Source organism: Myxococcus sp. CA023, from assembly GCF_010998615.1.
Classification (GTDB): Bacteria; Myxococcota; Myxococcia; order Myxococcales; family Myxococcaceae; genus Myxococcus.
On the sequence record NZ_JAAEAH010000019.1, the window covers coordinates 76138 to 99330 of the forward strand.

Genomic DNA, 23193 nt, shown 5'->3' on the forward strand with positions numbered 1-23193 from the left:
CCCTGGAGTTGCCCCCGTCAAATCGGACAGCTCAGGCTTGGGAGTTAGCAATACGGAATTCGCGGGGTGACATCATCTTCAATGCGCGATGAGGGTGGCAGTGGTTGTCGTCGTCAAACCAGTTGTCGCGCTTGAACGTCTTCACGAACGCCTCGGCCATGCCGTTGCTTTCCGGGGAGTAGGCGGGCGTGGTGGACACCCGCAGGCCGAGGCTCCGGCCGAAATCGCGGCTGCGCTGGACGGAGGTGGACGTCGAGACGATCTTCAGGAGGTGCGGCGTAGCCTGAGAGGCTCGTCTCCAACTGGAGGGCCTCGGCGCGTGGCCTGGGCCCTCCAGCGTCCCATGGGCTCGGAGGTGGGCTCAGAGGTGCAGCCGGTAGCCCACGCCCGCGGCGAGGAAGCCGCCGAGGTTGGTGTCACCGGTGGTCAGGAAGTCCACGCGGGTGAAGTGGTAGTGGACCTCGGCGAAGATGCCACCGGGGCCGAGCTTGTACTCGGCGCCGCCGAGGAACTGGAAGCCCACGGTGGCCTCGGACTCGGTGTACGTGCTGTCAAAGGCCTCTGTCTCCGCGCGATGTAGGTAGAGGCCGGGGCCGGCGCCCACGTAGGGGGTGAGGGTGCCCTCGAGGAGGGTTCCATCGAAGCGGTAGACGGCGGATAGCAGGATGGCCATCTCGCGCTCGGTGAGCGTGTAGGGGGCGTCCGCCGGGAGCTGCGGGTCGCCGAGCGTGCCGCTGACCTGCGGCTGGTGGAAGTTGAACTCGGCGACGATGGCCAGGCGGTTGCCCAGCAGAGGGGTGATGTAGCCCGCCTCGGCGCCAAGGAAGACGGCACCGCTGAGCGGGGTGGTCGTCTTGAAGAAGCCCAGTTTGGGAGCCAGGAGGAGGCGGCCTCCGGGCTCCTGGGCGGCCGTGGCGGCGCTCTCCTGGGTGGGCGTGGGGGGCGCCTGCGACGGCGCGGGCGTCTGGGCGAGCGCCAGGAGGGTGAGAAGGGGAAGGGCGTTCATGGTGGTGCGCTCCCGGGGGCCTAGTAGACGAGGCGCTCGACGGTGTCGGTGGGTGTGCCGCCCGCGTCATTGGGGAAGCCGCCCGCGGCGTAGACGAAGGCGCGGAAGAGGACGTTGCCGGAGAGGTAGCGCGGACCGCCGCTCAGGTAGGACACCGAGGCGGCGTCGAGGGGGCCGTCGAAGCTGGTGGACTCCGTGCACTTCGCGGGCACTGGCCCAGCCCTGCCGCAGACGAGGTTGGAGTGGACGGCGAAGCCCGTGCCGCCCGTGGCGCCCGCCTGGAAGAGGTAGTTGGCCACGACCTCGGTCCAGCCTCCGTGCGTGCTGGTGGTGTTGTAGGTGGCCTGGGTGAAGAGTATGGGCGCGGGGCTGGGAAACCCCAGCATCTTCACCTGGGTCGTCTCGATGATGCCGGCACCCGTGAGCGGAGCGCCGCCCGCGTCGCCTCCCACCACGAGGAGCCAGGCGTCATGGTTGTTTTCCGGCGAGGTGGTGGGGAAGGCATCGGGGGCGGTGAGCGATCTGGCGACGGCGAGCGAGTGCCGCTGGCGCGCCCGGCTGAGGTGGCCCACGGGCCCGAAGGAGCTCAGGTCCGCGGTGTTGGCGGCGAAGGTGGCATACTCGAGGGACGTCAGGCTCGCGCCGGCGCTGGGGCAGCGGGGGCCCGCCGGGGAGCAGAAGCCGCCGACCACGTACACGGTGTCGTCCACGAGCCGGGCGGCGGTGTTGCCGCGCCCCTGGTACAGGGGGGCCACGCTGGCCCACTTGCCGAGGGCTCCGGGAGGCAGCGGCGCATCGCCCGCTGGCGTCTTCGAGCCATTGTCGGTGTAGCTCACCTCGGGCAGGGGCGAGCCCGTGCAGGCCGCGGCGGGCACCTCGTCGAGCAGCAGCTCGCTGCCCGAGACCGCGTTGGCGGCCACAGTGCGGTAGACGCGGTAGCTCGCGGCGCCGGGGATGCAGGGCCAGGCGAGCGTGGTGGAGCCTCCGCCTGCGGCATTGATCTTCACCGGGTGCTCGTCCGAGGGCAGCGTCTCTCCGCCCGGGTTCTTGGGGTCATCGGCGGCGCGGAGGGCCGACACGCGGTAGTAGAAGGCCCCCGCGGGCAGGGAGCCGCCCGTGCCCGGGGTAGGCGGCAGGAGCGCGGGGGCATCCGCCACCTTGAGGACCTGGGCGCGCTCCACGGTGTCCATCGTCGTGCCTGCGTCCCGGATGCCGCCGATGACGACGAGGTAGGAGGTGTCTCCGGGGACGGTGCGCACGACGGCGGTGTGGCCGCTCCGGGGCGCCGGGGCCGCGCCCGCGCCCAGCGGTGAGCGCCCGAGCGTGCGGAAGGTGCAGGTGAGCCCGGTGCACTGGCCGCCGAGCTCACCGAAGAGCGTGACGGGGGCCATCTCGACGGAGGCGAGAGCGGTGGTGCCGTTGGTTCCGCCTAGTGCGTACAGGTACGGCTGGCCGAGGTCATCCGTGGCGACCACGAGGGGGAAGCTGGCGCGCGGTCCGGTCAGCTTCGTCGTGAGGGGCGCGACCTTGCTCGCCTCGTTCGTCGGGTTGGCGGAGGGGTCGGTGACGATGAGGCCCGAGTAGTTGGCGTAGGCCGGGTTGTTCGTGTTCTGCACGCGCACCACGTAGAGTCCCTCGGAGAGGCTGAAGCCTCCGGTGGCCGCCACCTGGGTGCCGATGGGGGTGTACTCGACGCACTGGTCCGCAGCCACGTTGGTGACGAGCGCGCGCAGCTCGGTGGTACTCGCCGTGCCGGTGGCGGTGAGCTCACACGCGCGGATGTTCTGGCTGCCGATGGGCTTGAGGAGGAGCTGCACCTTGGCGTTGGCGCCGAAGTTGCTGCCCGTCACCACCAGCGGGTTGGCGGAGTCGGTCAGGCCGTTGGTGGTGATGGCGCTCGGCGCGATGGAAGAGATGGAGGGCGGCGGGTCCTCCAACACGGTGAAGCCGTTCTCCGCGGACACCTCGCCGATGGCTCCGCTCGGGTCCTTCACGCGCAAGGTGTAGGGGCCGCCGGGGACGATGCCGTTGGGGCACTCGGGGTCGGTGAGGGGCAGCGCCGCGTCGCCTGAGCAGGTGGGCACCACCGCGGTGACGGTATTGCCGTTGACGAAGGCCGCGCGCCGCAGGGGAATTTCCACGAGCTTCGTGGGGGCCGCTTTCAGCGGCGCGAACAGGGCGATCTCCGGCAGGCCTCCGGAGAAGGGCTGCTCGTCATTGTTGGAGGGCGTATTGAAGAGGGTGATGGGCTGGTTCTGCCGCCGCCAGCCGAAGCGCGGGTCGATGTTGAGCGTGCCCAGGCGCGCGAAGCTGACGTCGAGCCCCAGGGGCAAGGTGAAGGCACAGCCGTCGGGGTTGGTGAGCACCACGTCGTAGGTGCCCTCGGGGGTGTTGGGGGGAACTTTCGCCGTCACCCGGGTCGCGGACACCACCGCTGCGTCGGTGAGTGTCACCTCGGGGCGGTTGGTGCCGCGGATGACCACGGTGGGCACCTCGCCCGTGCGGAAGCCCGTGCCCACGAGCTCCACCGAGAAGGGCGTCGTCTGGGTGAAGCCCTCCGGCGCGGTGGCGCTGGTGAGCGTGGGAGGAGGCACCACGAGCAGGGCGTCGGCGAGCTGTCCGGTGGTGCCGCTCGGGTTCTTCACCTCCACCGTGTAGCTGCCGGGCGCCAGCTCCTGAGCGGGCGAGGTGTCGCGCGTGGGCACGTCCAGGCCGAGCTGGTTGGCGCTGACGAAGAAGACGCGCTCTCTGGGGAGCGTGGCGGTGGAGGGGCCCCGCAGCGTCACCTCGGACAGGCCCACTCGGGGTGAGTCCGTGAGGACGTCCTGGGGCATGGGGGCGAAGCCGCTACCGGCCAGCGACACACGCCAGCCGGTGGTGCCTCCCTGCGCGTTGCAGACGCGGGCGGGCAGGAGGTCGGGCTGCCGCGGGCTGGTGGCTCCGGAGACGGTCGGGGTCGGCCCCTCGATGGTGCGGGAGCACGCCATGAGGGTGAACAGCGCTGCTACAACGGGAAAGCGCAAGGGGGTTTCTCCTCAGTCAGAACGAGGTTCGACCTTACTCTTGGAAAGATGAGAGTCCCCTGTTTCCTTGGATATCGCTGATGTGATGGAAGTGTGTTACGGACACGGGCCAGGGCAAGCCGGGCGCGCTCTCCAGCGAGGAGCGGGCGGAACTCTCCAGGCTGCGCAAGCGCGTGTGCCAGCTCGAGATAGAGCGAGGCCTGCTAAGAAATGCAGCGGTTTTCTTCGCGAAGGAGATGAAGTGAATTTCCGCTTCATCCACGCGAAGAAGGCCTCAACGTCGGTGGCCTTCATGTGCCGCCAGTTGGGCGTCTCCTGCTCGGGCAGCTATTCCTGGTCGTCGTTGACGAGCGCGTCCGGGTTTGTGAACAGCTCGTCGGCGCGCTCCGACAACGCCAGGCGCAGCAACCTCGGGTTGGCCCCGTCGACCGTGAAGGCACAGGGCATGTCGCGCAGCAGGTAGACTCGCTGTTTGGAGGTGATCTCGTCAGGCAGCTCACCGAAGGTGAGGTACGTGTGGGTGGGGACGGTGATGGGCTCGCCGGTGTTCGGGTAGGTGTCCTCCAGCGGCGGTGACTGATCCTTGCGCCGGGCACTCTGGCGCGAATATGCGGCATCCGTCATGTCGAAGCGAAGGAAACACTGGTCCTTGCGCGTCGGCAGGAGGATTTCGGAGAAGCCGTTGGCCACGTCGACGGAGTATGCGGTGACAGTGCCGGACGTGGAGTCCGTCAGCTTCACCTCGTGATGGCCCCGGCTGACCTCGAAGTTGAAGTGGTCATCTTCCCGGCTTCGCTCCCGAGTCGGGAGCCCGTCCACGACCAACTCCACGGCGCCGCCTCCCACCGTCACGACGTGTAGCGTGCCGTTTCCGAAGTAACGAAAGGCCAGGGATGCGAGGGCCGTGCCCACGAACCCGACTACAACGACCACCACGGCAAAGATCTGAACCTTGCGAAGCACAGGGGCCCCATTCCAGGTCGACCGACGACCCGAGCACGCGGGACGGTAGTCCACCACCACGAATGCCGGGAGAAAACCGGGTGGGACGTCTTCACTTGTTCCGGGGGAACGTATCGGTGGAAGTGCATCGTTGAGGCAAACGTTCACAGTCGACGTGTTCACGTCGAATGCATCAGGACAGACAATCGTGGCTGCCTCTTCGGGCAGGTTTGGGAATCGCCCCGCGGCCTAAAGCCATTCAAACTCAGGGCCCCGAATGGGGTCTGTGGTGAGGATGAACGTGCCCTGGAGCATTTCAATCAACTCCAGTGGGCCCACCACAGGCTGCTTCGGGGACGAGGGGGGACCTCGTTGCCCCGAATGCATCAACCTCCCATCTTCCAGGAGAATGGCCCAGCGCACTTCGCCTGCTCTGTCGGAGTGGGGGAAATGACAGTGTCGCGCCACCGCGGCGCGTGCACTCGTGGGGAGCTCGGGCAGCGGCGTCATGCGTGGGGGCGCCACGAGCCTTCCGTTGGAATGGAAGCGAACTTCCGCCAGCATGGGCTGTCGAGGGTTCTTCAGCGACGCCGCTACCAGGGCCGCATGGACGTGGCCCGAATCATCAATCCAGACGCCCGGCTCGGAATCAGGTAGCGCGCTTAGCCCTCGGAGGAGGGTGCTCGCCACTCGGCTCAGACGACCGGCGCTCGTGGCTCGCACGTGCTGGACTTCCAGCCCTCCTGCGGCCTCGCTCACGAGCACGATGCTGATGCCATTTCCCACGGACCCGGGCTGCAGCGTGGCGCGAGCGCTCAGGGGCACGGATGGGAGCTTCACGCGCCCCACTTCCTTTCCGGGTGTGACTTTGAGGGCATCCATGCTCGACTGAAATCGCAAGAGTCGGAGCCCTCTTCCCCCAGCCTCCACGATGGGGACGAAGAGCTCTCCGGCATGTGTCTCCAGGGGCGGACGGATGAGCCTCTCTGGCGGCGCCTCCAGGTCAAAGCGGAAGGGCTCCGTGAGCGTCGCGGGCGGAGCCAGGGCGAGAATCGACGCACCCTGGCGCCACAGGACCCAGCTCACGGCCTCACCGCCCGGCGCATCGTTCGTCCACGGCGCCAGCGCGTCGGATGCACCTGGCGCCACCGCTCCCAGCACTTTCGAGGTTCGCCGGGAGACGCCGCGTCCGGCCTCGTCCGTCTCGTCCACGAAGACGGCCTGCATCAGCAGGGTCTGCTCCTCCATGTGCTGGAGCCACACGGTGCCAACCCCGGAGTACGCCCCGCCTCCAATCATCACTCCCGCCGACGCGGAGTCTGGCCGTCCTGTCACGACGTCGAATTCGACCGGCGCGGACACCGTGTCGATACCCGCGGCCTGAAGTCTCGCGGTCAGGCGGTAACGGCCGGGCTGGCGGATGGGCGCCCATTCCTGGAGCGGCACGACGGACTCGAGTACGCGTCCCGAGCCCAGCCGGACCTGGGGTGCGACGACGCCACCGAGCGGCTGCGTGCCCTCACGCTCGATGACTGTGTAGTGATTGACGGTATGGCCCTTCGGGTACTCGGGGCCCGTGACGGTGTACGTCAGGGATTGGTCCGAGTGCCGGAAGGGGTCGGGAAACTCCAGGGGTGTGGCGCTCTCGTTGGATAGGGCGATGCGCACGTCCATGTCTTCTGAGGTGACGAGCTGCGCCTTGGACAATCTGAGTTGGATGCGCATGGGCACACCTCCAGAGGGTGGGGACGGTGCCGTCTTGACTTGGGACGGCGTGGGGACGGGGTTTGCCGCCGACAGGGTCAGCACGAGCAGCCACGGCCCGGAGAGGACGGAGGCGCTCATGGCCGCGCGTTCCGGGCACCGTCGTGGTCCAGGGCGTGGGTGTTCCATCCCCGCAGGCGCAGGAGACAGAGCCCACAGAAGCGCCGCTCCGTCGTGAAGTCGTAGCCCATCAGGCAGTCATTCCCGTCGACGTCGTGGCGCTTCGCCTGGGCACCGCCAATCTCGCGGTGCGCGGGGAAGGGGGCATGCGGCAGGAAGAGCTGGTGCCCGATTTCATGCGCCAGCGTTTGTTCCAGCGAGTTGAGGGAGTTTCGGTAGTTGCCCGGCGCGGCGCATTGGATGACGGCGCAGCGGTCCCGCTTGCGCGAGGGGAACTCCGACGCGAAACCGTTGACGCGAATGCCGCCGACCGTCGTCTCCAGGTTGTAGAGCCCGGAGAACTGGAAGAGCGCGATGCCCGCGGCCGTCCCCAGCGCCGAGTCCAGCGCCCGGGTGAGCAGCGCCTTTGCCCAGTCCTTGCACTGCCGGTGGTACTCGCGTGCCTCCAGCAGGGGCAGCCTGCGCTCTCGCGTGGGCGCCAGCCACCGGGGGAGGTCCGCATCGCCGCAGTGCTTCACGCGCTTCACCTCGGCCAGGAACTCCTCGTGGGTGCGGAAGGTGAGCGCGTGGCCGCCTTCGGCGAACTGGTCCACCGCAGGGTCGATGGCCGCCCGGAGCTCCCAGTGCCGGGACGCCGCCACGGCCGCTGCGATGCACGCGTTGTATTCCCGAGCGCACCATCCCGAGACGCCGCCCGTGCGGTCCTCCAGTCGCAGAAAGGCCCGTTCGAAATGGCCCTGCACGGTGGAGAGCGAGAACCCGGAGGCGCCCGTGTCCTTGCACAAGAGGCGGGAGATGTGGACCTCGCGCCAGGATTCGAAGATGCCGGTGGCGGCGCGCACGGCGGCGGGCAGCGGTCCATCATCGTTCACGTCCAGCACCACGCCGCCATCCCTGCGGCGGTCATAGGCAAGCTGCACGGTGACTCGCCAGGCGTCTCCCGCGATGCTGGAGGGCTGGAACACCACGCCCGTGCGTCCCGCGAAAGCCCCTGTGGTCCAGGCCTGGCTGTAGGCCGCCCAACCGCGCTTGTTGCAGGGCGTGACGCGGAAGGGGAACGCGCCGTCACGGGGCTCGGCCTGGGGCGCATAGCCGGCCTGTCTGGGAAACACCGCCGACGATGGCGCACCGCGCTTGCCGCCCACATCCCGGTGCGCGTTGTCGCCCTTGGGTTGTGACGTCGAACAGTGACGGTCCAGCGCATGTTTGAGGAAGGCCCGGGCCGTGGGGGCATGGTGCTCGATGGCCTCTGTCTCGTCCTCCCAGTCCCAGAGGAAGCGCACGCGGCCCAGGGCCTTCGGCGCATCTACCCGGTTGCCTCGCGAGTCCTTCAGCCAGGCTCGGGCGAACAGCGGAATCTCCGGTCCGTTACCCCAGTGCTTGCGATGCAGTTGGTGGTCCGTGTCATCGGCCATCTCCGATGGCCTTGTCTTGAAGACGTTCCCAACCAGCCGGATTTCGGCCTTCTCGCCGGGCGCGGGGAGCCGCTTCAACAACTGGGTCAGCTCACGGTCGCGTGGTCGCGAGAGCACCCGAGGCTCACCCAGCTCCAGGTCAACGTCCGCCACCAGGACGTGGAAGAACGTCCACGCCATGGGCGCCTGCGCCAGTCCACTGCCTTGGAGCGTCAGCTTCAGCTTGTACGGCGAGTGCTCCACCGTGACGACGCCATCCGGGAATGTCTCCGACTCGGGCACGCGGCCATCCCATGTCCACCGATGCTCGCCTTGGACGAGCTCCTCGCGGCTGAGCTCGCGCGACCACAGCGGCGCCTTGCGGTAGCGCGTGAAGAGCTCCAGCTTTCCGGCGCGCACCAGCCCGCCTGAATTGAGCAGGCGCCACGTCAACTCCACCGGCTCGACTTCGGGCGCGAAGTGGAAGCCGTCATCACCCCCTGTCAGCGCGGGGAAGGGCACGGGGCGGTGGCAGCGGGATTGGGGACCTCCGGGGCTGCGGAGCCGGAAGTCCGCGACGCCATGGCTGGCGGGACGGAGGCGGTTGCGGTTGCGTCCTCCGGGCGCAGCGAGGGCGACACTGGCCGTCAGTGAGATGCGTGCCATATGTGGGGGCCTCAGGCGTCGTGCAGGCGGATGAGCTCGCGGGAGATGTCCGCGAGCTGTCCCGTTTCCGGCAGGCCATGGCGGCGCTGAAACGCTCGCACGGCGGACTTCGTCGAGGCTCCGGGCGACCCGCGCTCACCTTCAATGGCGTAGCCCAGGTTGTGCAACCGCTCCTGCGCGGCCCGGAGGGCGTCGGACTCGAATCCCGGGAGCGACTGGAGCTGCAGCGCCCAGCGGAGCGTCACCGGCTCGGACGCGGCGGCGGGCGTGGCGTCCGGAAAGTCCTCATCGGTGACGGCGGGTGGGTAGGGCGGTGGCACGCTCTTCGCGGCGGCGGGAGGCACGCTCCGGCGGGGCGGTGGCGCTGGCGGCTTGGACAGCTGCACCAGCAACTCACCCGCGGCGAGGCCCGGGACTTCGTGGCTCAGCGAGCCATCCGCCGCCGTCCTGCCGCAGTGCTCGGTGCGGCCGACCGTGAGCACGTATTCCGTATCCGCGTAGGGCACTTCCTGTGGATCCAACAGGACCAGGTGCAGCCGTCGCTGCTTCAAGATGAAGGTACTGGTGTTTCCTGTCCGGATTGGTGCCGTCCTCGGACTGACCATGCCGCGCTCCCCCCGTGCCTGGATTCGCGATGGTGTCTGTGCATCGTTGAAGGCGTGCCCAAGGTACGGGAACCCGGAGCGCCCTCTATCACCGGAAGTTCTGGGATAACCCTGTTCTGTGCGTCGGGTTAACGGACCTCAACCTGGTGGGTCAGTCAGAGGACGCATGCATGGCCAGCCGGGCGAGCCGGAGTGATCGCTGCGCGACGAGGCCAGGTCCGCCGCCGCGTGCATGCCCGGTGCGTGCGGCGTGCTTATTTTGGCCACGGACGTTGAGTCTCGCTTTCTTGGAGGAGCCACGCATGCGCACCACGGACGTTGCCAGGCACGACGAAGCCAGGTGCATCTGGCCCGCACGAGCCGTGCTCGGCGAGGGCCCCTTCTGGATGGCCACCGAGGGCGCGCTCTACTGGCTCGACATCCCGGGCCGCAAGGTGCACCGGCTGGAGCTCCAGAGCGGTGCCCAGGCGAGCTGGGACACCCCTTTGCGTATCGCCTCGCTCGCGCCCCGGCGGAGTGGAGGCTTCATCGCGGGGACGGAGCGGGGCCTGGCCTTCTACGAGCCCCGGAGCGCGCGCCTGGAGCGGCTGCTGGACCCGGAGCCTGAGCGCCCCCACAACCGCTGCAATGACGGGAAGGTGGACCCACAAGGCCGCTTCTGGGTGGGCACCATGGATGATCGCGAGAAGGCGCCCACCGGCGGGCTCTACCGGTTCGATGCCCAGGGACACCTCGCTCGAATCGATGAGGGCTACACCGTGACGAACGGCCCCGCCTTCAGCCCCGATGGGCGGACCCTCTATGTGAACGACTCGCCCCGGCGCGTCACCTACGCCTTCGACCTGGGCCCGGACGGCGCGGCCACTCGTCGCCGGGAGTTCCTCCGCTTCGACGAGCCCCACGGCTTCCCCGACGGAATGACGGTCGACGCGGAGGGCGGCTTGTGGATTGCCTTCTACGGAGGGGGCTGCGTGCGCCGCTTCTCTCCGGACGGCGCGTGGCTGGCCGAGTACCGGCTGCCCGTGGCGAAGACGACCAGTGTCGCCTTCGCCGGGGACGCGTTGGACCGGCTGTTCGTCACCACCGGGCGGGATGGGCTCAGCGCGGAGGAACTCGAGGCCCAGCCGCTGGCCGGTGGGCTCTTCGAGCTGACACCGGGCGTCCGCGGCGTCGCGCCGGTTCCCTTCGCGGGCTGACCCGGCTCAGCCTTCCTCTTCGACTGCTTCTTCGTATTGCCGCGGGGGCAGCTCGGCGGCGCGAGCCGCGCGCAGGTGCTGCACCGCGAGGAAGCCCACCGCGCCCAGGCCGAAGACGAAGACGAAGGGCCCGGGCAGCAGGCGCATGTTGAGCCCCGCGAACGCGAGCGACAGGGCCACCGCGCCCGCGGGCAGGTAGCGCGTCCAGGATGGGCGCTCCACCTCCGGCCGCAGCGCCAGCAGGGCGAGCACGGCCAGCAGCGCCAGCTCCACCACCACCGACGCCGGCAAATCCCAGCCCCGCAGGTGGGTGACGCCGCCACCGTAGCTGTAGAGCATGTCGTCGGTGGGCCGCTGCGTGGCGATGACGCGCAGCTCGGGCGGGCCCTGGGGCACCGGCGCGTTGTCCGGCAGGCCCAGGTCCAGCTTCACCGTGCCCCACGGCGCGAACAGCGCCAGCAGGCACACCACCACGCCACCCAGGCCCACCAACTGGGGCATCGCCAGGAGCTGCCGGGGCTCGAAGTACACGCCCACGCCGTCCTCTCCCGCGATGACCTTGCGGTACTGGTCATGGGCCACCAGCCCCACGCCCGCCACCATCAGGAGCGGTAGCAAGCCCAGGCTGAGTGAGCGCAGCGCCAGCGCCACCATCACCGCGGTGGCGGTGGCGGCGGCCTCCGGCGTCATCAGCACCGCGGGCATTCGCTCGGTAAAGCCAGGCGACTGCTCCGCGGCGCGCAGCTCGCGCGCGACCAACACCGTGCCACTCACCACCGCCAGCAGCGTCCCGAGGAGGCCCACGCCAGAGGAGGCGAGCAGGGCGGACAGGAAGACGGCGCAGCCCACCACGATGACGCCCAGCACCGTGGGCGAGTGGGCCGGCACGTGCGCCAGCCACTTCGGCCCGTCGTAGGTCGGGGCGGACTGGCCCGGGTCCGTCTTGTCCTCGGGCGGAAGCTCGGGCGCGCCACTCACGACATAGGGCCGCGAGTGCTCATCCGCCTCCTCGAGAATGTCCGCCGCATAGGCGGGCTCCGCCAGGTCGCGCTGGGGGCGCGAGGGGCGGAGCGCGGCCCGGGCGCCCGTTCCCTTGGGCGGCTCGGGCATGGTCGCCCCGCAGTTCTCGCAGTACCGCAACCGGGAATTGGAGTCTTCACCACACTCCAGGCACCGCATACCGCCACCTCGTTGGGACGACAGGGGCTACTTCCGCGCTGCCTCGGTGGGGGCGGAGGGCGTGGACAGCTCCTGGATGCGCAGGGCCAGCGTCTGCGGGTCGATAGGGCCCACATGCTTGCCCCTGATGATGCCGTTGGGGTCGATGAAGTACGTCTCCGGCACGCCCGCCACGCCGTAGTCCAGCGCCATCCGCGAACGCGGATCCACCAGCTGCGGGAAGCTGGCGCCGTACTGCTGGAGGAAGCCGCGCGCGTTGTCGTCGGTGTCCTGGAACACCACGCCCAGGAACACCGCCTGCGAGCCGTACTGCCGCGCGCCCCACTCCAGCACGGGGTGTTCGACGCGGCACGGGCCGCACCAGGACGCCCAGAAGTTGATGACCACCGGCCGGCCCTTCAGGTCCGCCAGGCTCACCTTCTCTCCGCTGTCCAGCGCGCGCAGCCCGAAGTCCGGGGCCGGCTTGCCCTTCATCATGAAGGGGACTTCGTGCGGGTTGCGCCCGAAGCCCTTGAACAACACGAAGAGCAGGCCCGCGCAGAGGACCACGAAGCCCAGCGTGTAGCGCCAGCCCTTCATCAGGCGGCCCCTCGCTCGGCGTCACCACCCGTGAGCGGGGACGCGCCCACCGTCGGCGCGCCCGCCATGGCCACGGCGGTCTTCCGGCGCGGCCACAGCGCGATGAGGGTGCCCAGCACCAGCAGGGGGATGCTCCACCAGATCCACCCGACGAGCGGGAAGACCCAGATGTTGATGCTCGCCGTGCCGGCCTGCTCGGAGAAGGCCATCAGCGACACGTAGAGGTCCTCGGCCGGCGTCTCCCGGACACCGGGGGTGCCAATGGGGTCCGTGCTGCGCTCGTAGTAGTTGAGCCGCGGCTTCAGTTCGGAGACCTTGCCGCCCGGAGACGTCACTTCAATGCGCGCCGCCACGTAGGTGCGGTGGGGCTCCTCGCCGCTGACCAGGCCCAGGTACTTCATCTGGTAGCCGCCCAGCTCGATGACCTGCCCCTTCTTCAGCGTGCCGGAGGTGTGCTTCACGTACGCGGAGGACGCGGCCACCGCGACGATGATGAGCACGATGCCCAGGTGCACCACGTAGCCGCCGAAGCGGCGCTGGGCCTTGAGCGCGCTGGTGGTCAGCGCTGCGACGAAGCCTTCCTTGCGCTCGGACATGCGCACCCGCACCGGCGCCAGCAACTCCCGCACGGTGATGACGGTGACGAAGCCCGCCAGCCCGAAGGTCATCAGCGGGTACACGCCGCGTAGGCCCACCGCGAAGCACGCCGCCGTCACCACCAGCCCCACCACGGAGGGAATGATGAACTGCCGGCGCAGCGTGGCCGGATCCGGCTTGCCCCAGGGAAGCACCGGGCCCACGCCCATCAGGAAGAGCACCGCGATGCCACCCGGCACCGCCATCTTGTTGAAGTACGGCTCGCCCACGCTCACGCGCACGCCGCGGACCGCCTCGGAGATGAGCGGGTACAGCGTGCCCAGCAGCACCGTGAAGGTGATGGCGACGAACACCAGGTTGTTCACCAGGATGCTCGCCTCGCGAGACAGCGGCGAGGCCAGCTGGCCTTCCGGCACCAGCAGCGGACCGCGCACCGCCAGCAGGCCCACGCACAGCACCAGCAGGAAGCCCAGGAACACCAGGAAGGTGGGCCCGATGTCGGACTGGGTGAACGAGTGCACCGAGTTGAAGATGCCCGAGCGCGTCATGAACGTGCCCAGGATGGTGAGCACGAAGGACGCGAGCGCGAGGCTGAGCGTCCACAGCTTCAGCATCCGCTTGCGCTCCTGCACCATGGTGGAGTGCATGAACGCCGTCGCCGTCAGCCAGGGCAGGAATGACGCGTTCTCCACTGGATCCCACGCCCAGTAGCCGCCCCAGCCCAGCACGGCATAGGCCCACCAGGCGCCCAGGATGATGCCAATGGACAGGAAGAGCCACGCCACCAGCGTCCAGCGCCGAAGGGGCGCCATCCACGCTTCGCCAATCTCGCCGCGCAGCAGGCCCGCCACCGCGACACCGAAGGGCACCGTCATGCCCACGTAGCCCAGGTAAAGCATGGGCGGGTGGATGACCATCAGGATGTGGTTCTGCAGCAACGGGTTGGGGCCGGGGCCGTCCGCTGGCACCGGGGACACCGCGCCCCAGGGGTTGGCCGGGCCCGCGATGAGGAAGGCGAAGAAGACGCCCACCGCCAGCATGGTGCCCAGCGCCAGCTGCATGTACCGCGCGTGCTCGCGCCGGTGTATGTAGGCGAAGACGGCGATGTAGCCGCCCATGATGAGGCCCCAGAAGAGGATGGACCCCTCCAGGGCGCTCCACAGCGAGACGATGGTGTAGACCAGCGGCGTGGCCCGGCTGCCCACCTGCGCCACGTAGCGCACGCTGAAGTCGTGCGTGACGAGCGCGTGGACCATCACCAGGTTGGAGCCCACCATGCAGGCGGCGAAGCCCCACACCGCGCGCAGCACCCACGGGAAGCCCGCGTCACTTCGACGCAGGCCGCTCACCAGGCCCACGAGCGCTCCGAAGGTCGCGAACGCGAGCCCTCCGAGCACCAGGCCGTAGCCAACGGTTCCGTTCACTTCGCACCCATGGCGGTGGCGTCGGAGAGCGTCTCCTGCCACTGACGCGGATCCTCACCCTCCTTGGGGGCGCGGTACTCGTTGGAGTGGTTCACCATCAGCCGGTTGGAGCTGAAGACGCCGGACTTGTCGTAGGTGCCTTCCACGACGACGCCAATCTTGTCGCGGAACATCTGCGGCGGCGTCTCCGTGGCGCGCACCAGCACGCTGGGCGCGCCTTCCTTGACGTCATCCGCCACGCGGAATTGCAGGGTGGTGTGCTCGGCGTTCCACTGGATGCTGCCTGCCTCCACCACGCCACCCAGGCGGATGGTGGCCGAGTACGCCTTGTCTCCCTGGCCCAGCATCTCCGACGGGCTCCAGTAGTAGACGAGGTTCTCACCGATGTTGCCGAAGGCCACGAATCCCAGGCCGGCCCCCGCGACGAGCAGGGCCCCCAGGGCAATCAGACGGTTGCGAGCGACGGGGGACATGGCGACTCACTCCTTGGCGTCGGTGGGGGCTTTGGGCCGACGAACCCACAGGGACACAGCGTAGAGAACGAGCATGGCGACTGTAATGCCGTAGCAAGCCCAGACATAGCCCCAGCCGCCAACGATGCGGCCGCTGCCCACCTGTCCGGGCGTCGCCGCGAGGATCCACAGCATCTGCGTGGAAAGCGTCATCATGTTCAGGCCACCCTCGAGGAGTTGGCACCACCCGCGGCGGCGAGGTCCGACGGCAGCGCATCCGGGAGGGCCACCTCCGCCTGGCGCTCGGCCAGGGCCTGGCGGTAGCGCTGCACCAGGAACCAGATGGTGAGGAACAGCATGCCGAACGCCGACACGCGCAGGGCCAGCGTCATCTCCGGGTCCACCGTCTTCGGCGTGGACTGCACCTGGTGCAGGCTGCGCCACCACCGCACGGAGAACCACACGATGGGCAGGTTGATGGCGCCGATGATGGCCACCACCGAACTCCACGTGGCGCGCTTCTCCGGGTCCTCCACGAAGCGCCGCAGCACCAGGTAGCCGGTGTACGTCACCAGCATGATGGCCTGCGACGTCAGGCGCGGATCCCACGACCAGTAGACGCCCCAGGTCGGCCGGCCCCAGATGGCGCCGGTGATCATCCCCGCGGTGCCCAGCACCAGGCCAATCTCCGCGGACGCCTCGGCAGCGGCATCCAGCTTCCAGCTCGCCTTCATGAGGTAGCTGATGGCCACCACGAAGTTGATGGCCATGGCCACCATGGCCACCCACTGGAGCGGGACGTGGACGTACATGATGCGCTGCACATCACCCATCTCGCGGTCCGGCGGTGCCCACACCAGGCCCAGCCACCACCCCGCGGCGAGAACGACCAGCGCCAGCGCCGGCAGGCCCCACTTGATGAATTTTCCCATCCGTCAGTCCTCGATGATCCGCGGGAACAGCAAGAAGCCTACGCCCCAATAAATCAGATTGAATCCGCCTAAAAGCCCCGCCCATGAGTCAAACTGACGCATGGGGTCTCCCTGAAGTACGAGCGTGGTCGCCTTGGCCGCGGAGAGGAGGGCGGGGATGACCAGCGGGAACAATAGCAAAGGCAGAAGCACATCCCGTGCCCGGGCATTGCTTGAAATCGCAGCGTAGACGGTTCCTGGGGCGCTCAAGGCCAGGCTGCCGAGCAGGAGGATGAGCCCCAGGTCCACCACGCTGGTGACGATGCGCACCCCGTACAGGGCCACCATGACGGGCACCAGCAGGACGCCCAGGGCCGTCAGCAGCAGGGTGTTGCCCAGGGCCTTGGACAGGAAGATGGCGCGGGCGTCAGCGGGCGCCAACCGGATGCCGTCCATGCACGCGTTCTCCGACTCGACGCGGAACGACTCGCCCAGGGCGAGCACGCTGGCGAAGAGGATGGCCAACCAGAAGTAGCCGCCGGCGTTCTTCTCCAGCAGCTTCGTGTCGGGGCCCAGCGCGAAGGAGAACATCAGCAGCGTGGCCAGCGCGAAGAAGATGATGGCGTTGAGGCGCGCGCGGGTGCGCCACTCGATGAGCAGGTCCTTGCGCAGCAGCGCCAGGGTCGCCGTCAAAAGGCCGATGGGTCGGGGACGCGAGGTGCTCATGCCGCTACCGCCCGGCCTTCCTGCAGGTGAAGGCGTTCTTCACACAGCGTCAGGCCTTGCTCGATGAGGTGGGTGGCCAGGATGACGGTGACGCCGCTGGCCTTGAGCTCCGCGATGATGGCCTCCATGTCGCGGATGCCCGCGGGGTCCAGTTCGCCGAAGGGCTCGTCCAGCAGCGCGATGGACGGCGCCTTGAGCAACAGGCGGGCAATCGCCAAGCGCTTGCGCATGCCGGCGCTGAAGCTGCGGACCGGGCTATCGGAGCGGCGGTCGAGCCCCACCCGGGACAGCTCGGCGCTGGCGGCGTCCGCGGGGGAGGGCAGTCCCAGAAGCCGGGCCAGCACCGTGAGGTTCTGGTGCGCGGTGAGGTCCTCGTAGAGGAAGCTGGCGTGCGACAGCAGCGCCACGTCACGGCGCACCGCGTCGCGCTCCACCACCGCGTCGCGGCCGAGCACTTCCACCCGGCCCGCGGTGGGGTTCAGGGCGGTGGCCAGCAGGCGCAGCAGGGTCGTCTTCCCGGAACCGTTGTGGCCGGTGAGCAGCAGCGAGCGTCCGGCGGGGAGCGCGTACGTGAGACGCGCCAGGGCCCACCGGCGGCCATACCGCTTGCTGACGTCATGCAGGGCAAGCGCGGGGGCGGCGGAGAGGGGAGGCATCGGCGGGGGCGTTCGTATCCGGAAACCAGAACGTCCACCAGTGAAACCCAAGATGGTGGCCTGGATGGAGAAAGGGCGAGCCCGTCGGGAGGAAAGGTTTTCCTCCCCATGTGGTGGGAGGTGCCCGCCGGGGGCCTCTGGGGTTCCACGGAGGGGAACGTCCACTGCTCACCACGCGACCCGTTCGGACGGATGGCCCTCTCGACTGCCCGGTCCGGGGTGCCCAACCTCCTGGCACCTCCCCTGCAACGGTGCGCGGGCAGGCGAGGCGGATTCAGCTGATCCGCGCGGAGGGCGTGAATGGCGACGGGCAAGGTGTTGCGTAGAGCGGTCAAGGCGGCGGCGGCGGGGATGATCCATTACAGCGGGATGCGGCGGGCAATGGCCGCGTATCGGCGCTCCCAGTCTGGCGGGAGGCGCATCCTCATCGTGAGCTACCACCGCGTGGTGAGCGACTTCACCGGGGAGCTGCAGCGCTCGATTCCCGGGCTGCTCATCTCCCAGGAGACCTTCCGCCGGCACCTGGAGGAGGCGCACGCGGCGGGCTTCGAGCTGGCCCCCATCGGTGACGCGGTGGACGTCATGAATGGCCGCCGGGTGGCGAAGAAGGACTTGTGCGTCGTCACGTTCGACGACGGCTACCGCGACGTCTACCGGTACGCCTATCCGGTGCTCAAGGAGATGGGCGTTCCGGCCATCACCTATCTGCCCACGGCGTTCATCAACACCGACAAGCGCTTCAACCACGACCGGCTGTTCCACCTGCTTCGCCGTGTCCAGGAGCGCCGCTTCCGGCCGTTCTACGACTCGCTGCCCGCGCCCGCGCTGCAGCTGCTGGGGCCCATCCTCTCCGGGCAGAAGACGGTGTCGGCGTCGCTGGACGACTTCATCGGTGAGCACCCCACGCGCGTGCTGACGGAGATCATCGACGCGCTGGAGCAGCAGCTCGGCGGCGGCGCGGACCTGGTGCCGGAGCAGGGCGACGTCATGAACTGGGACGAGGTGCGCCGCATGGTGCGCGACGGCTTCGAGTTCGGCGCGCACACGCTGGGCCACACGGTGCTGACCCTGGAGCCGCAGGAGGTGGTGGAGCGCGAAATCCTGGAGTCCAAGCGCGCCATCGAGCGCGAGGTGGGCATCACCGTGCGCGACTTCGCCTACTGCAACGGCTGGTACTCGGACGAGGTCATTCGCGTGCTGTCGGCCAACGGCTTCCGTTCCGGTGTCACCACGGAGGACATGCCCAACCGCATTGGCGGTGACCCGTTCACCCTCAAGCGCAAGGTGCTGTGGGAGAACTTCAGCCTGGGCATGCTCGGCGACTATTCGTCGGCGCTCACCGGCTGCCAGCTGGATGACTGCTTCGGGGTGCTGGGCATGAGCAGCCCGGTGTCGGGGAAGCGCCCCCATTTCATCAGCTCCCCCACCGTGGGAAACCAGTTGAGCAATGCCCCGGGACGGGTGAGCCCCAAGCCAGCGACCAGTAACGAAATCGTGGTGGGTCCGGAGACCGCCACGACCATCCAGGAGGCTCCGTGAGAGGAGGTTCCACGTCGGCCGTGTCCGGGGGCTCGTTCCTCGGGCGCGCCGGCCCCTTGGTGTTGGCCCGGCTGTTCACCGCCGGGCTGACACTGTCCATTCCCCTCGTGCTCGCCCGGGTGCTGAGCCTGGACGACTACGGGACGTACTACCAGCTGTTCCTCATCGCCACGACGCTCTACTACGTCCTGCCGTTCGGCGTGGTGCAGAGCCTCTACTACTTCCTGCCTCGCGCGGACGCGAAGCGGCCCTTCCTGGGGCAGACGCTGCTGTTCATGTCCGCCATGGGCCTGGTGGGCGCGGGAGCGGTGTGGGCGCTGCTCGGGTATGTGGCGGGCTGGTTCTCCAATCCCGCGCTGGCCGAGTACCGCCTGCCGCTGGCCGCGTACACCGCCTTTCTGCTGGGGAGCTTCCCGCTGGAGGTGTCCCTCACCTCGCAGGGCCGCACGAAGGCGTCCGCGGTCGTGTACCTGATATCGGATGCGGTGCGGGCCTCGGTGATGGTGGTGCCGCCACTCCTGGGCGCCTCGCTCTACGGAATGATGATGGCGGTGGCGGCCTTCGCGGGCCTCCGCTACCTGGCGACGTGGGTGGTGTCGCTGCGCGGTGCCACCGGACCTTGGGTGGACGGTCAGCGCTTCCGCGAGCAACTGACCTACGCGGCGCCGTTCGGCGCGGCGATGCTGTTGGCCATTCCCCAGCAGAACGCGCACCTGTACGCGGTGGCGGGCGCGGTGGCGCCGGCGCTGTACGCGCTCTATCGCGTCGGCTGCTTCCAACTGCCGGTGGTGGACCTCTTGTACACGCCCACCAGCGAGGTGCTGATGGTGCGGCTTGGCGAACTGGAGCGCGAGGGCCGCCTGGAAGAGGGCGTGGAGGCCTTCCGCGAAGCGGCCGGGAAGCTGGCCTACTTCTTCCTGCCTTTCGCGGCGTTTCTCTTCTCGGCGGCGCCGGAGTTCATCGGGGCGATGTTCGGTGAGAAGTTCCTGCCCGCGGTGCCCGTCTTCCGCATCAGCGTGCTGGGCGTGGTGCTCTCCATCCTCCCCATGGACGGGACGCTGCGCGCCCGGGGGCAGACGCGGGCCATCTTCGCGTCCTACGCGGTGAAGGCGGCGGTGACGGTGCCGCTGGTGTGGCTGGGTGTGAAGCACTTCGGGCTGATGGGCGGCATCGGCTCGTGGGCGGTGGCGGAGGTGGTGGGCAAGGCCATGCTGCTGGCCCGGGTGCCCGCGGCGCTGTCCACGCCGGAGCGGAAGCTGGGCGTGGCGGACGTGATTCCCTGGCAGTCGCTGGGCAAGGCCACGCTGGCGGCGTGCGCGGCGGCGGCGGCGGTGTTCGTGCTGCGGGCTGGTGCCCACGGGGCCTGGGCGCACCTGCCCACGGGCTTCTTGTGGCGCGTGCTGCCGCTGGCGGTGGCCGGGGCACTGTTCTTCATCGGCTATCTGGTGGTGCTGCACTTCACGGGGGTGCGACCGCTCAGTCTGATCGCGGGGCTGCGAGCGCGAAGGGCGGGGTAGCGCACTTCCCTCCCTGTGGGGTGGTACCTAGTTTGGTGCGGGTCGGAACAAGGGGATTGGGAGACGTGATGGGTGTCGACGCGATGACGTTCTACCGGCTCGCGCGCGGGCTGAAGAAGCGGGGCGTGCCCCTGCTGCCAGCCGTGCTGCGCAAGGCCATCTACTATCTGCACAGTTCGTACATCCCCGAGGACGCGGAGATCGGCGAGGGGACACAGCTGGGCTACGGCGGCATTGGCGTGGTCATCCACAAGGCCGCGCGGATTGGACGCAACTGCCTCATCTCGCAGCAGGTGACCATCGGCGGGCGCTCGGGCATCGAGGGCGCTCCCGTCATTGGTGACTACGTGCGCATGGGCGCGGGCGCGAAGATCCTGGGCAACATCCACATCGGTGACTTCGCCGTCATTGGCGCCAACGCGGTGGTGGTGAAGGACGTGGCTCCGGGCGCGGTGGTGGCCGGGGTGCCCGCGCGGGTCATCCGACAGGACCCGGATCCGCTCGGGACGTACCAGCGCGAGATGGGGGAGCTGCCGCCCCGTGTGTCGCTGGTGTCCGTGCCGTCGTCTTCCACGCTGCGCCAGTAGTCCGCGGGAGTCACATCGATGCGTGTTCTCCTCGTCGGGGATTACCCGCCGCCGCATGGTGGCGTCGCGGTTCATGTTCAACAGCTTCATGGCTACCTGCGCGGCTGCGGGGTCGACGTGAAGGTGCTCGATATCGGGAAGGGGGGCCGGCCGGCTCCGGATGTCATCCCGGCTCGCGGCGCCGCTCCGTTCGCCCTGCGGCTCACGCGGCACGTTGCCACCGGGTGGACGATTCACGTCCACACCAGTGGCAACAACCCGAAGTCCTGGGTACTGGCGGGGATGGTTGGAAGCCTGCCCGGGCCGAAGTCTCCCCGGGTCATCACCCTCCACTCCGGACTGTTGCCGGACTACCTCGCCGCGTCCGGCACGCGTCGGAACATCGCGCGCGTGGCGCTTGCGGGCTACGCGCGGGTGGTCGCCGTGTCCGACGCGGTGAAGTCCGCGCTGGTGGGCTGCGGCGTGCCCGCGGTGAACATCGACGTGCTCCCGGCCTTCTGCGCCTCGCAGGTGCGGCCGGGGCCCGTTCCAGCGGCGGCGGAGGCCGCGCGCTCCCGGCGGCGGGTGCTGCTGTCCATGGCGCACCATCCATCGCCCGTCTACGGGCGCGCGCTGATGTTCCGGGCCCTGCGCGAGCTGGCGCAGGCGTGGCCGGACGTGGGCCTGGCGCTCTTCGGTCCGGGCCTGGAATCCGAGGCGTTCATCCGCGACGTCCGTGAAGCGCGCGTGGCGGGCCACCTGGAGGTGCTGGGGGAACTCGAGCACTCCGCTGCGCTGGGGCTCATCGCGCGCAGCGACGCTTTCGTTCGGCCCACCACACATGACGGGGACTCCATCTCCGTGCGCGAGGCGCTGACGCTGGGAGTGCCCTGCGTGGCCAGCGATGTCTGCGTCCGGCCCGAGCCCACCCGCGTGTTCGCCGCGGGCAATGCCGGGGAGCTGGCGCGGGTGATTCGCGAGGCCGTGGCGGCAGGGCCCATGCATGTGCCCCAGGTGGATGCGGGGCCGGAGCTGCTCTCGCTGTACGGGGAGCTGTCCTCCAACAACGGTTTGAAGTCGTCACACGAACAAGGTTCAGGCCTGGGGGAGACGAGACATGCGGCGCAGTGAAGAGTTGGACCTCGCGCGCAGGGCATTGCGCGGACGTGACCTGGTGGTGTTCTCCAACGACTGGGATGGGGACCCGCTGTCGAAGGTCCACATCATGCGGATTCTCTCCCGGGAGAACCGCATCCTCTGGGTGAACAGCATCGGCAACCGCGCGCCGAAGGCCAACGCGCATGACGTGAAGCGCATCTTCGACAAGCTGGGCCGCTTCACCGAAGGCGTCCGCGAGGTGGAGCCCAACATCCACGTCCTGTCGCCGCTGGCCATTCCCTTCTATGGCTCGGAGCTGGTGCGCGGCGCCAACCGGCAGTTGCTGCGGCTCCAGGTGCTGCGGGCGATGAAGAAGCTGGGCTTCCAGAAGCCCATCTCCTGGAGCTTCCTGCCCGCGTCCGCGCCGGTGTCCGGCACGCTGGGCGAGGAGTTCGTCATCTACCACTGTGTGGACGAGTTCTCCGCCTTCAGCGACACCAATGGCCGTCACATCGCTGAGCTGGAGGACCGGCTGCTCAAGCGCGCCGACCTCTGCATCACCTCCGCCGAGCGGCTGCGTGAGAAAAAGGCCCGCGTCAATCCGCGCACGGTGCTGGTGCGGCATGGCACCGACTTCACCCACTTCGTGAAGGCGTGCGACCCGGCCACGATGATTCCCGCGGACATCGCCCGTCTGCCCAAGCCCATCATCGGCTTCTTCGGGCTGGTGGCGGACTGGGTGGACCAGGAGGCCATCATCGCCACGGCCCGCGCCCATCCGGAAGGCTCGGTGGTCATCATCGGCAAGACGACGCCGGACTGTGACGACTCCGCGCTGCGCGCCGAGCCGAACATCCACATGCTGGGCCGCAAGCCGTACGCGGACCTGCCCGGCTACAGCAAGGCATTCGACGTGGCGCTGATGCCGTTCAAGGTCAGCGAACTGACGCTCAACGCCAATCCGCTCAAGGTGCGTGAGTACCTGGCGTCCGGCCTGCCCGTGGTGTCCACGGATCTGCCGGAGGTGCGCAAGGTGGGGCTCTGCAAGATTGCCAAGGACACCGAGGACTTCGTGCGCAAGGTGGACGAGTGTCTGGCGGACAAACCCGGTCCGAACCGCGAGCGCGCCGAGCGCATCTTCGGCGAAAGCTGGGACACGCGCGTGGATGAGATTCGCCATCACGTGGGCGCGGCGCTCATGGCGGACGGCAAGGCGCTCTGACGTACCGCCCG

Annotated in this window: 20 protein-coding genes and 1 pseudogene; 6 read left to right on the top strand and 15 right to left on the bottom strand. The window is 68.8% G+C overall.

All coding sequences use genetic code 11. The features are described 5' to 3' along the window. Window positions 1-17: 17 nt before the first annotated feature. From F8M74_RS37480 to F8M74_RS10890, 7 genes and pseudogenes are all read right to left on the bottom strand, one after another. Window positions 18-211 (bottom strand): annotated as a pseudogene (locus F8M74_RS37480) (IS3 family transposase); the annotation flags it as partial. A 150-nt stretch (window positions 212-361) separates the two neighbouring features. Continuing rightward, on the bottom strand, window positions 362-1006 hold the full coding sequence (locus F8M74_RS10865) for an outer membrane beta-barrel protein (protein ID WP_141255051.1): 645 nt from the start codon (window positions 1004-1006) through the stop codon (window positions 362-364). A gap of 20 nt (window positions 1007-1026) precedes the next feature. Then, window positions 1027-4029 (bottom strand): hypothetical protein, encoded by a 3003-nt coding sequence (locus tag F8M74_RS10870; protein ID WP_141255050.1) that lies wholly within the window; start codon window positions 4027-4029, stop codon window positions 1027-1029. A 327-nt stretch (window positions 4030-4356) separates the two neighbouring features. Then, the gene (locus F8M74_RS10875; protein ID WP_141341627.1) at window positions 4357-4992 is read right to left on the bottom strand and encodes a hypothetical protein; all 636 of its coding nucleotides are present in this window, start codon (window positions 4990-4992) and stop codon (window positions 4357-4359) included. A 228-nt stretch (window positions 4993-5220) separates the two neighbouring features. Continuing rightward, window positions 5221-6696, bottom strand: a complete 1476-nt coding sequence (locus F8M74_RS10880) for a hypothetical protein (RefSeq protein ID WP_228560032.1) — start codon at window positions 6694-6696, stop codon at window positions 5221-5223. Window positions 6697-6812: 116 nt separating this feature from the next. Next, entirely contained in the window at window positions 6813-8915 is a 2103-nt protein-coding gene (locus F8M74_RS10885) for a hypothetical protein (protein ID WP_141255047.1), read from the bottom strand. A gap of 11 nt (window positions 8916-8926) precedes the next feature. Then, complete coding sequence (locus F8M74_RS10890; RefSeq protein WP_228560030.1) at window positions 8927-9466, bottom strand: peptidoglycan-binding protein; 540 nt, start codon at window positions 9464-9466, stop codon at window positions 8927-8929. 356 nt (window positions 9467-9822) lie between these two features. Here F8M74_RS10890 and F8M74_RS10895 point away from each other — a divergent pair, with 356 nt between their 5' ends. Continuing rightward, window positions 9823-10716, top strand: a complete 894-nt coding sequence (locus F8M74_RS10895; RefSeq protein ID WP_141255045.1) for an SMP-30/gluconolactonase/LRE family protein — start codon at window positions 9823-9825, stop codon at window positions 10714-10716. 6 nt (window positions 10717-10722) lie between these two features. Here the strand turns inward: F8M74_RS10895 and F8M74_RS10900 are convergent, their stop codons facing one another. From F8M74_RS10900 to ccmA, 8 genes are all read right to left on the bottom strand, one after another. Next, complete coding sequence (locus F8M74_RS10900) at window positions 10723-11826, bottom strand: zinc ribbon domain-containing protein (protein WP_228560028.1); 1104 nt, start codon at window positions 11824-11826, stop codon at window positions 10723-10725. 96 nt (window positions 11827-11922) lie between these two features. Beyond that, the gene (locus tag F8M74_RS10905) at window positions 11923-12474 is read right to left on the bottom strand and encodes a thiol:disulfide interchange protein (RefSeq protein ID WP_011553297.1); all 552 of its coding nucleotides are present in this window, start codon (window positions 12472-12474) and stop codon (window positions 11923-11925) included. Beyond that, window positions 12474-14495 (bottom strand): heme lyase CcmF/NrfE family subunit, encoded by a 2022-nt coding sequence (locus F8M74_RS10910; RefSeq protein ID WP_141255043.1) that lies wholly within the window; start codon window positions 14493-14495, stop codon window positions 12474-12476. Before F8M74_RS10910 ends, F8M74_RS10905 begins: the two co-directional genes overlap by 1 nt. Beyond that, window positions 14492-14968, bottom strand: a complete 477-nt coding sequence (locus tag F8M74_RS10915) for a cytochrome c maturation protein CcmE (protein ID WP_011553299.1) — start codon at window positions 14966-14968, stop codon at window positions 14492-14494. Before F8M74_RS10915 ends, F8M74_RS10910 begins: the two co-directional genes overlap by 4 nt. Window positions 14969-14974: 6 nt before the next feature. Next, entirely contained in the window at window positions 14975-15163 is a 189-nt protein-coding gene (locus tag F8M74_RS10920; RefSeq protein ID WP_141255042.1) for a heme exporter protein CcmD, read from the bottom strand. A 2-nt stretch (window positions 15164-15165) separates the two neighbouring features. Beyond that, entirely contained in the window at window positions 15166-15879 is a 714-nt protein-coding gene (gene ccsA, locus F8M74_RS10925) for a cytochrome c biogenesis protein CcsA (RefSeq protein WP_141255041.1), read from the bottom strand. 3 nt (window positions 15880-15882) lie between these two features. Further along, a complete protein-coding gene (locus tag F8M74_RS10930) occupies window positions 15883-16584 on the bottom strand; it encodes a heme exporter protein CcmB (RefSeq protein WP_140791112.1) in 702 nt (233 codons plus the stop codon). Beyond that, on the bottom strand, window positions 16581-17240 hold the full coding sequence (gene ccmA / locus F8M74_RS10935; protein WP_141255040.1) for a heme ABC exporter ATP-binding protein CcmA: 660 nt from the start codon (window positions 17238-17240) through the stop codon (window positions 16581-16583). The genes F8M74_RS10930 and ccmA overlap by 4 nt, the downstream gene beginning before the upstream one ends. Before the next feature lie 381 nt (window positions 17241-17621). On the opposite strand from ccmA, the gene exoL reads away from it, so the two are divergent. From exoL to exoP, 5 genes are all read left to right on the top strand, one after another. Further along, window positions 17622-18779 carry a spore coat polysaccharide deacetylase ExoL gene (exoL, locus tag F8M74_RS10940; RefSeq protein ID WP_141255070.1) on the top strand — a complete coding sequence of 386 codons (1158 nt, stop codon included), beginning with the start codon at window positions 17622-17624 and terminating at the stop codon, window positions 18777-18779. Continuing rightward, window positions 18776-20296, top strand: coding sequence for a spore coat polysaccharide flippase ExoM (exoM, locus tag F8M74_RS10945; RefSeq protein ID WP_141255039.1), 1521 nt, complete (start codon window positions 18776-18778; stop codon window positions 20294-20296). Before exoL ends, exoM begins: the two co-directional genes overlap by 4 nt. Before the next feature lie 68 nt (window positions 20297-20364). Then, window positions 20365-20883 carry a serine O-acetyltransferase gene (locus tag F8M74_RS10950; RefSeq protein ID WP_141255038.1) on the top strand — a complete coding sequence of 173 codons (519 nt, stop codon included), beginning with the start codon at window positions 20365-20367 and terminating at the stop codon, window positions 20881-20883. 18 nt (window positions 20884-20901) lie between these two features. Continuing rightward, window positions 20902-21993, top strand: coding sequence for a spore coat polysaccharide biosynthesis glycosyltransferase ExoO (exoO, locus tag F8M74_RS10955; RefSeq protein WP_141255037.1), 1092 nt, complete (start codon window positions 20902-20904; stop codon window positions 21991-21993). Continuing rightward, the gene (gene exoP, locus F8M74_RS10960) at window positions 21980-23182 is read left to right on the top strand and encodes a spore coat polysaccharide biosynthesis glycosyltransferase ExoP (RefSeq protein ID WP_141255036.1); all 1203 of its coding nucleotides are present in this window, start codon (window positions 21980-21982) and stop codon (window positions 23180-23182) included. The genes exoO and exoP overlap by 14 nt, the downstream gene beginning before the upstream one ends. Window positions 23183-23193 lie beyond the last annotated feature (11 nt).

Coding starts and splice junctions, on each gene's coding strand:
- F8M74_RS10915 (WP_011553299.1), bottom strand. CDS start 14,968: ATGTCCCCCGTCGCTCGCAACCGTCTGATTGCCCTGGGGGCCCTGCTC.
- F8M74_RS10885 (WP_141255047.1), bottom strand. CDS start 8,915: ATGGCACGCATCTCACTGACGGCCAGTGTCGCCCTCGCTGCGCCCGGA.
- F8M74_RS10920 (WP_141255042.1), bottom strand. CDS start 15,163: ATGATGACGCTTTCCACGCAGATGCTGTGGATCCTCGCGGCGACGCCC.
- F8M74_RS10900 (WP_228560028.1), bottom strand. CDS start 11,826: ATGCCCGAGCCGCCCAAGGGAACGGGCGCCCGGGCCGCGCTCCGCCCC.
- F8M74_RS10950 (WP_141255038.1), top strand. CDS start 20,365: ATGGGTGTCGACGCGATGACGTTCTACCGGCTCGCGCGCGGGCTGAAG.
- F8M74_RS10930 (WP_140791112.1), bottom strand. CDS start 16,584: ATGAGCACCTCGCGTCCCCGACCCATCGGCCTTTTGACGGCGACCCTG.
- ccmA (WP_141255040.1), bottom strand. CDS start 17,240: ATGCCTCCCCTCTCCGCCGCCCCCGCGCTTGCCCTGCATGACGTCAGC.
- exoP (WP_141255036.1), top strand. CDS start 21,980: ATGCGGCGCAGTGAAGAGTTGGACCTCGCGCGCAGGGCATTGCGCGGA.
- exoO (WP_141255037.1), top strand. CDS start 20,902: ATGCGTGTTCTCCTCGTCGGGGATTACCCGCCGCCGCATGGTGGCGTC.
- ccsA (WP_141255041.1), bottom strand. CDS start 15,879: ATGGGAAAATTCATCAAGTGGGGCCTGCCGGCGCTGGCGCTGGTCGTT.
- F8M74_RS10865 (WP_141255051.1), bottom strand. CDS start 1,006: ATGAACGCCCTTCCCCTTCTCACCCTCCTGGCGCTCGCCCAGACGCCC.
- F8M74_RS10905 (WP_011553297.1), bottom strand. CDS start 12,474: ATGAAGGGCTGGCGCTACACGCTGGGCTTCGTGGTCCTCTGCGCGGGC.
- F8M74_RS10895 (WP_141255045.1), top strand. CDS start 9,823: ATGCGCACCACGGACGTTGCCAGGCACGACGAAGCCAGGTGCATCTGG.
- exoL (WP_141255070.1), top strand. CDS start 17,622: ATGGCCGCGTATCGGCGCTCCCAGTCTGGCGGGAGGCGCATCCTCATC.
- F8M74_RS10880 (WP_228560032.1), bottom strand. CDS start 6,696: ATGCGCATCCAACTCAGATTGTCCAAGGCGCAGCTCGTCACCTCAGAA.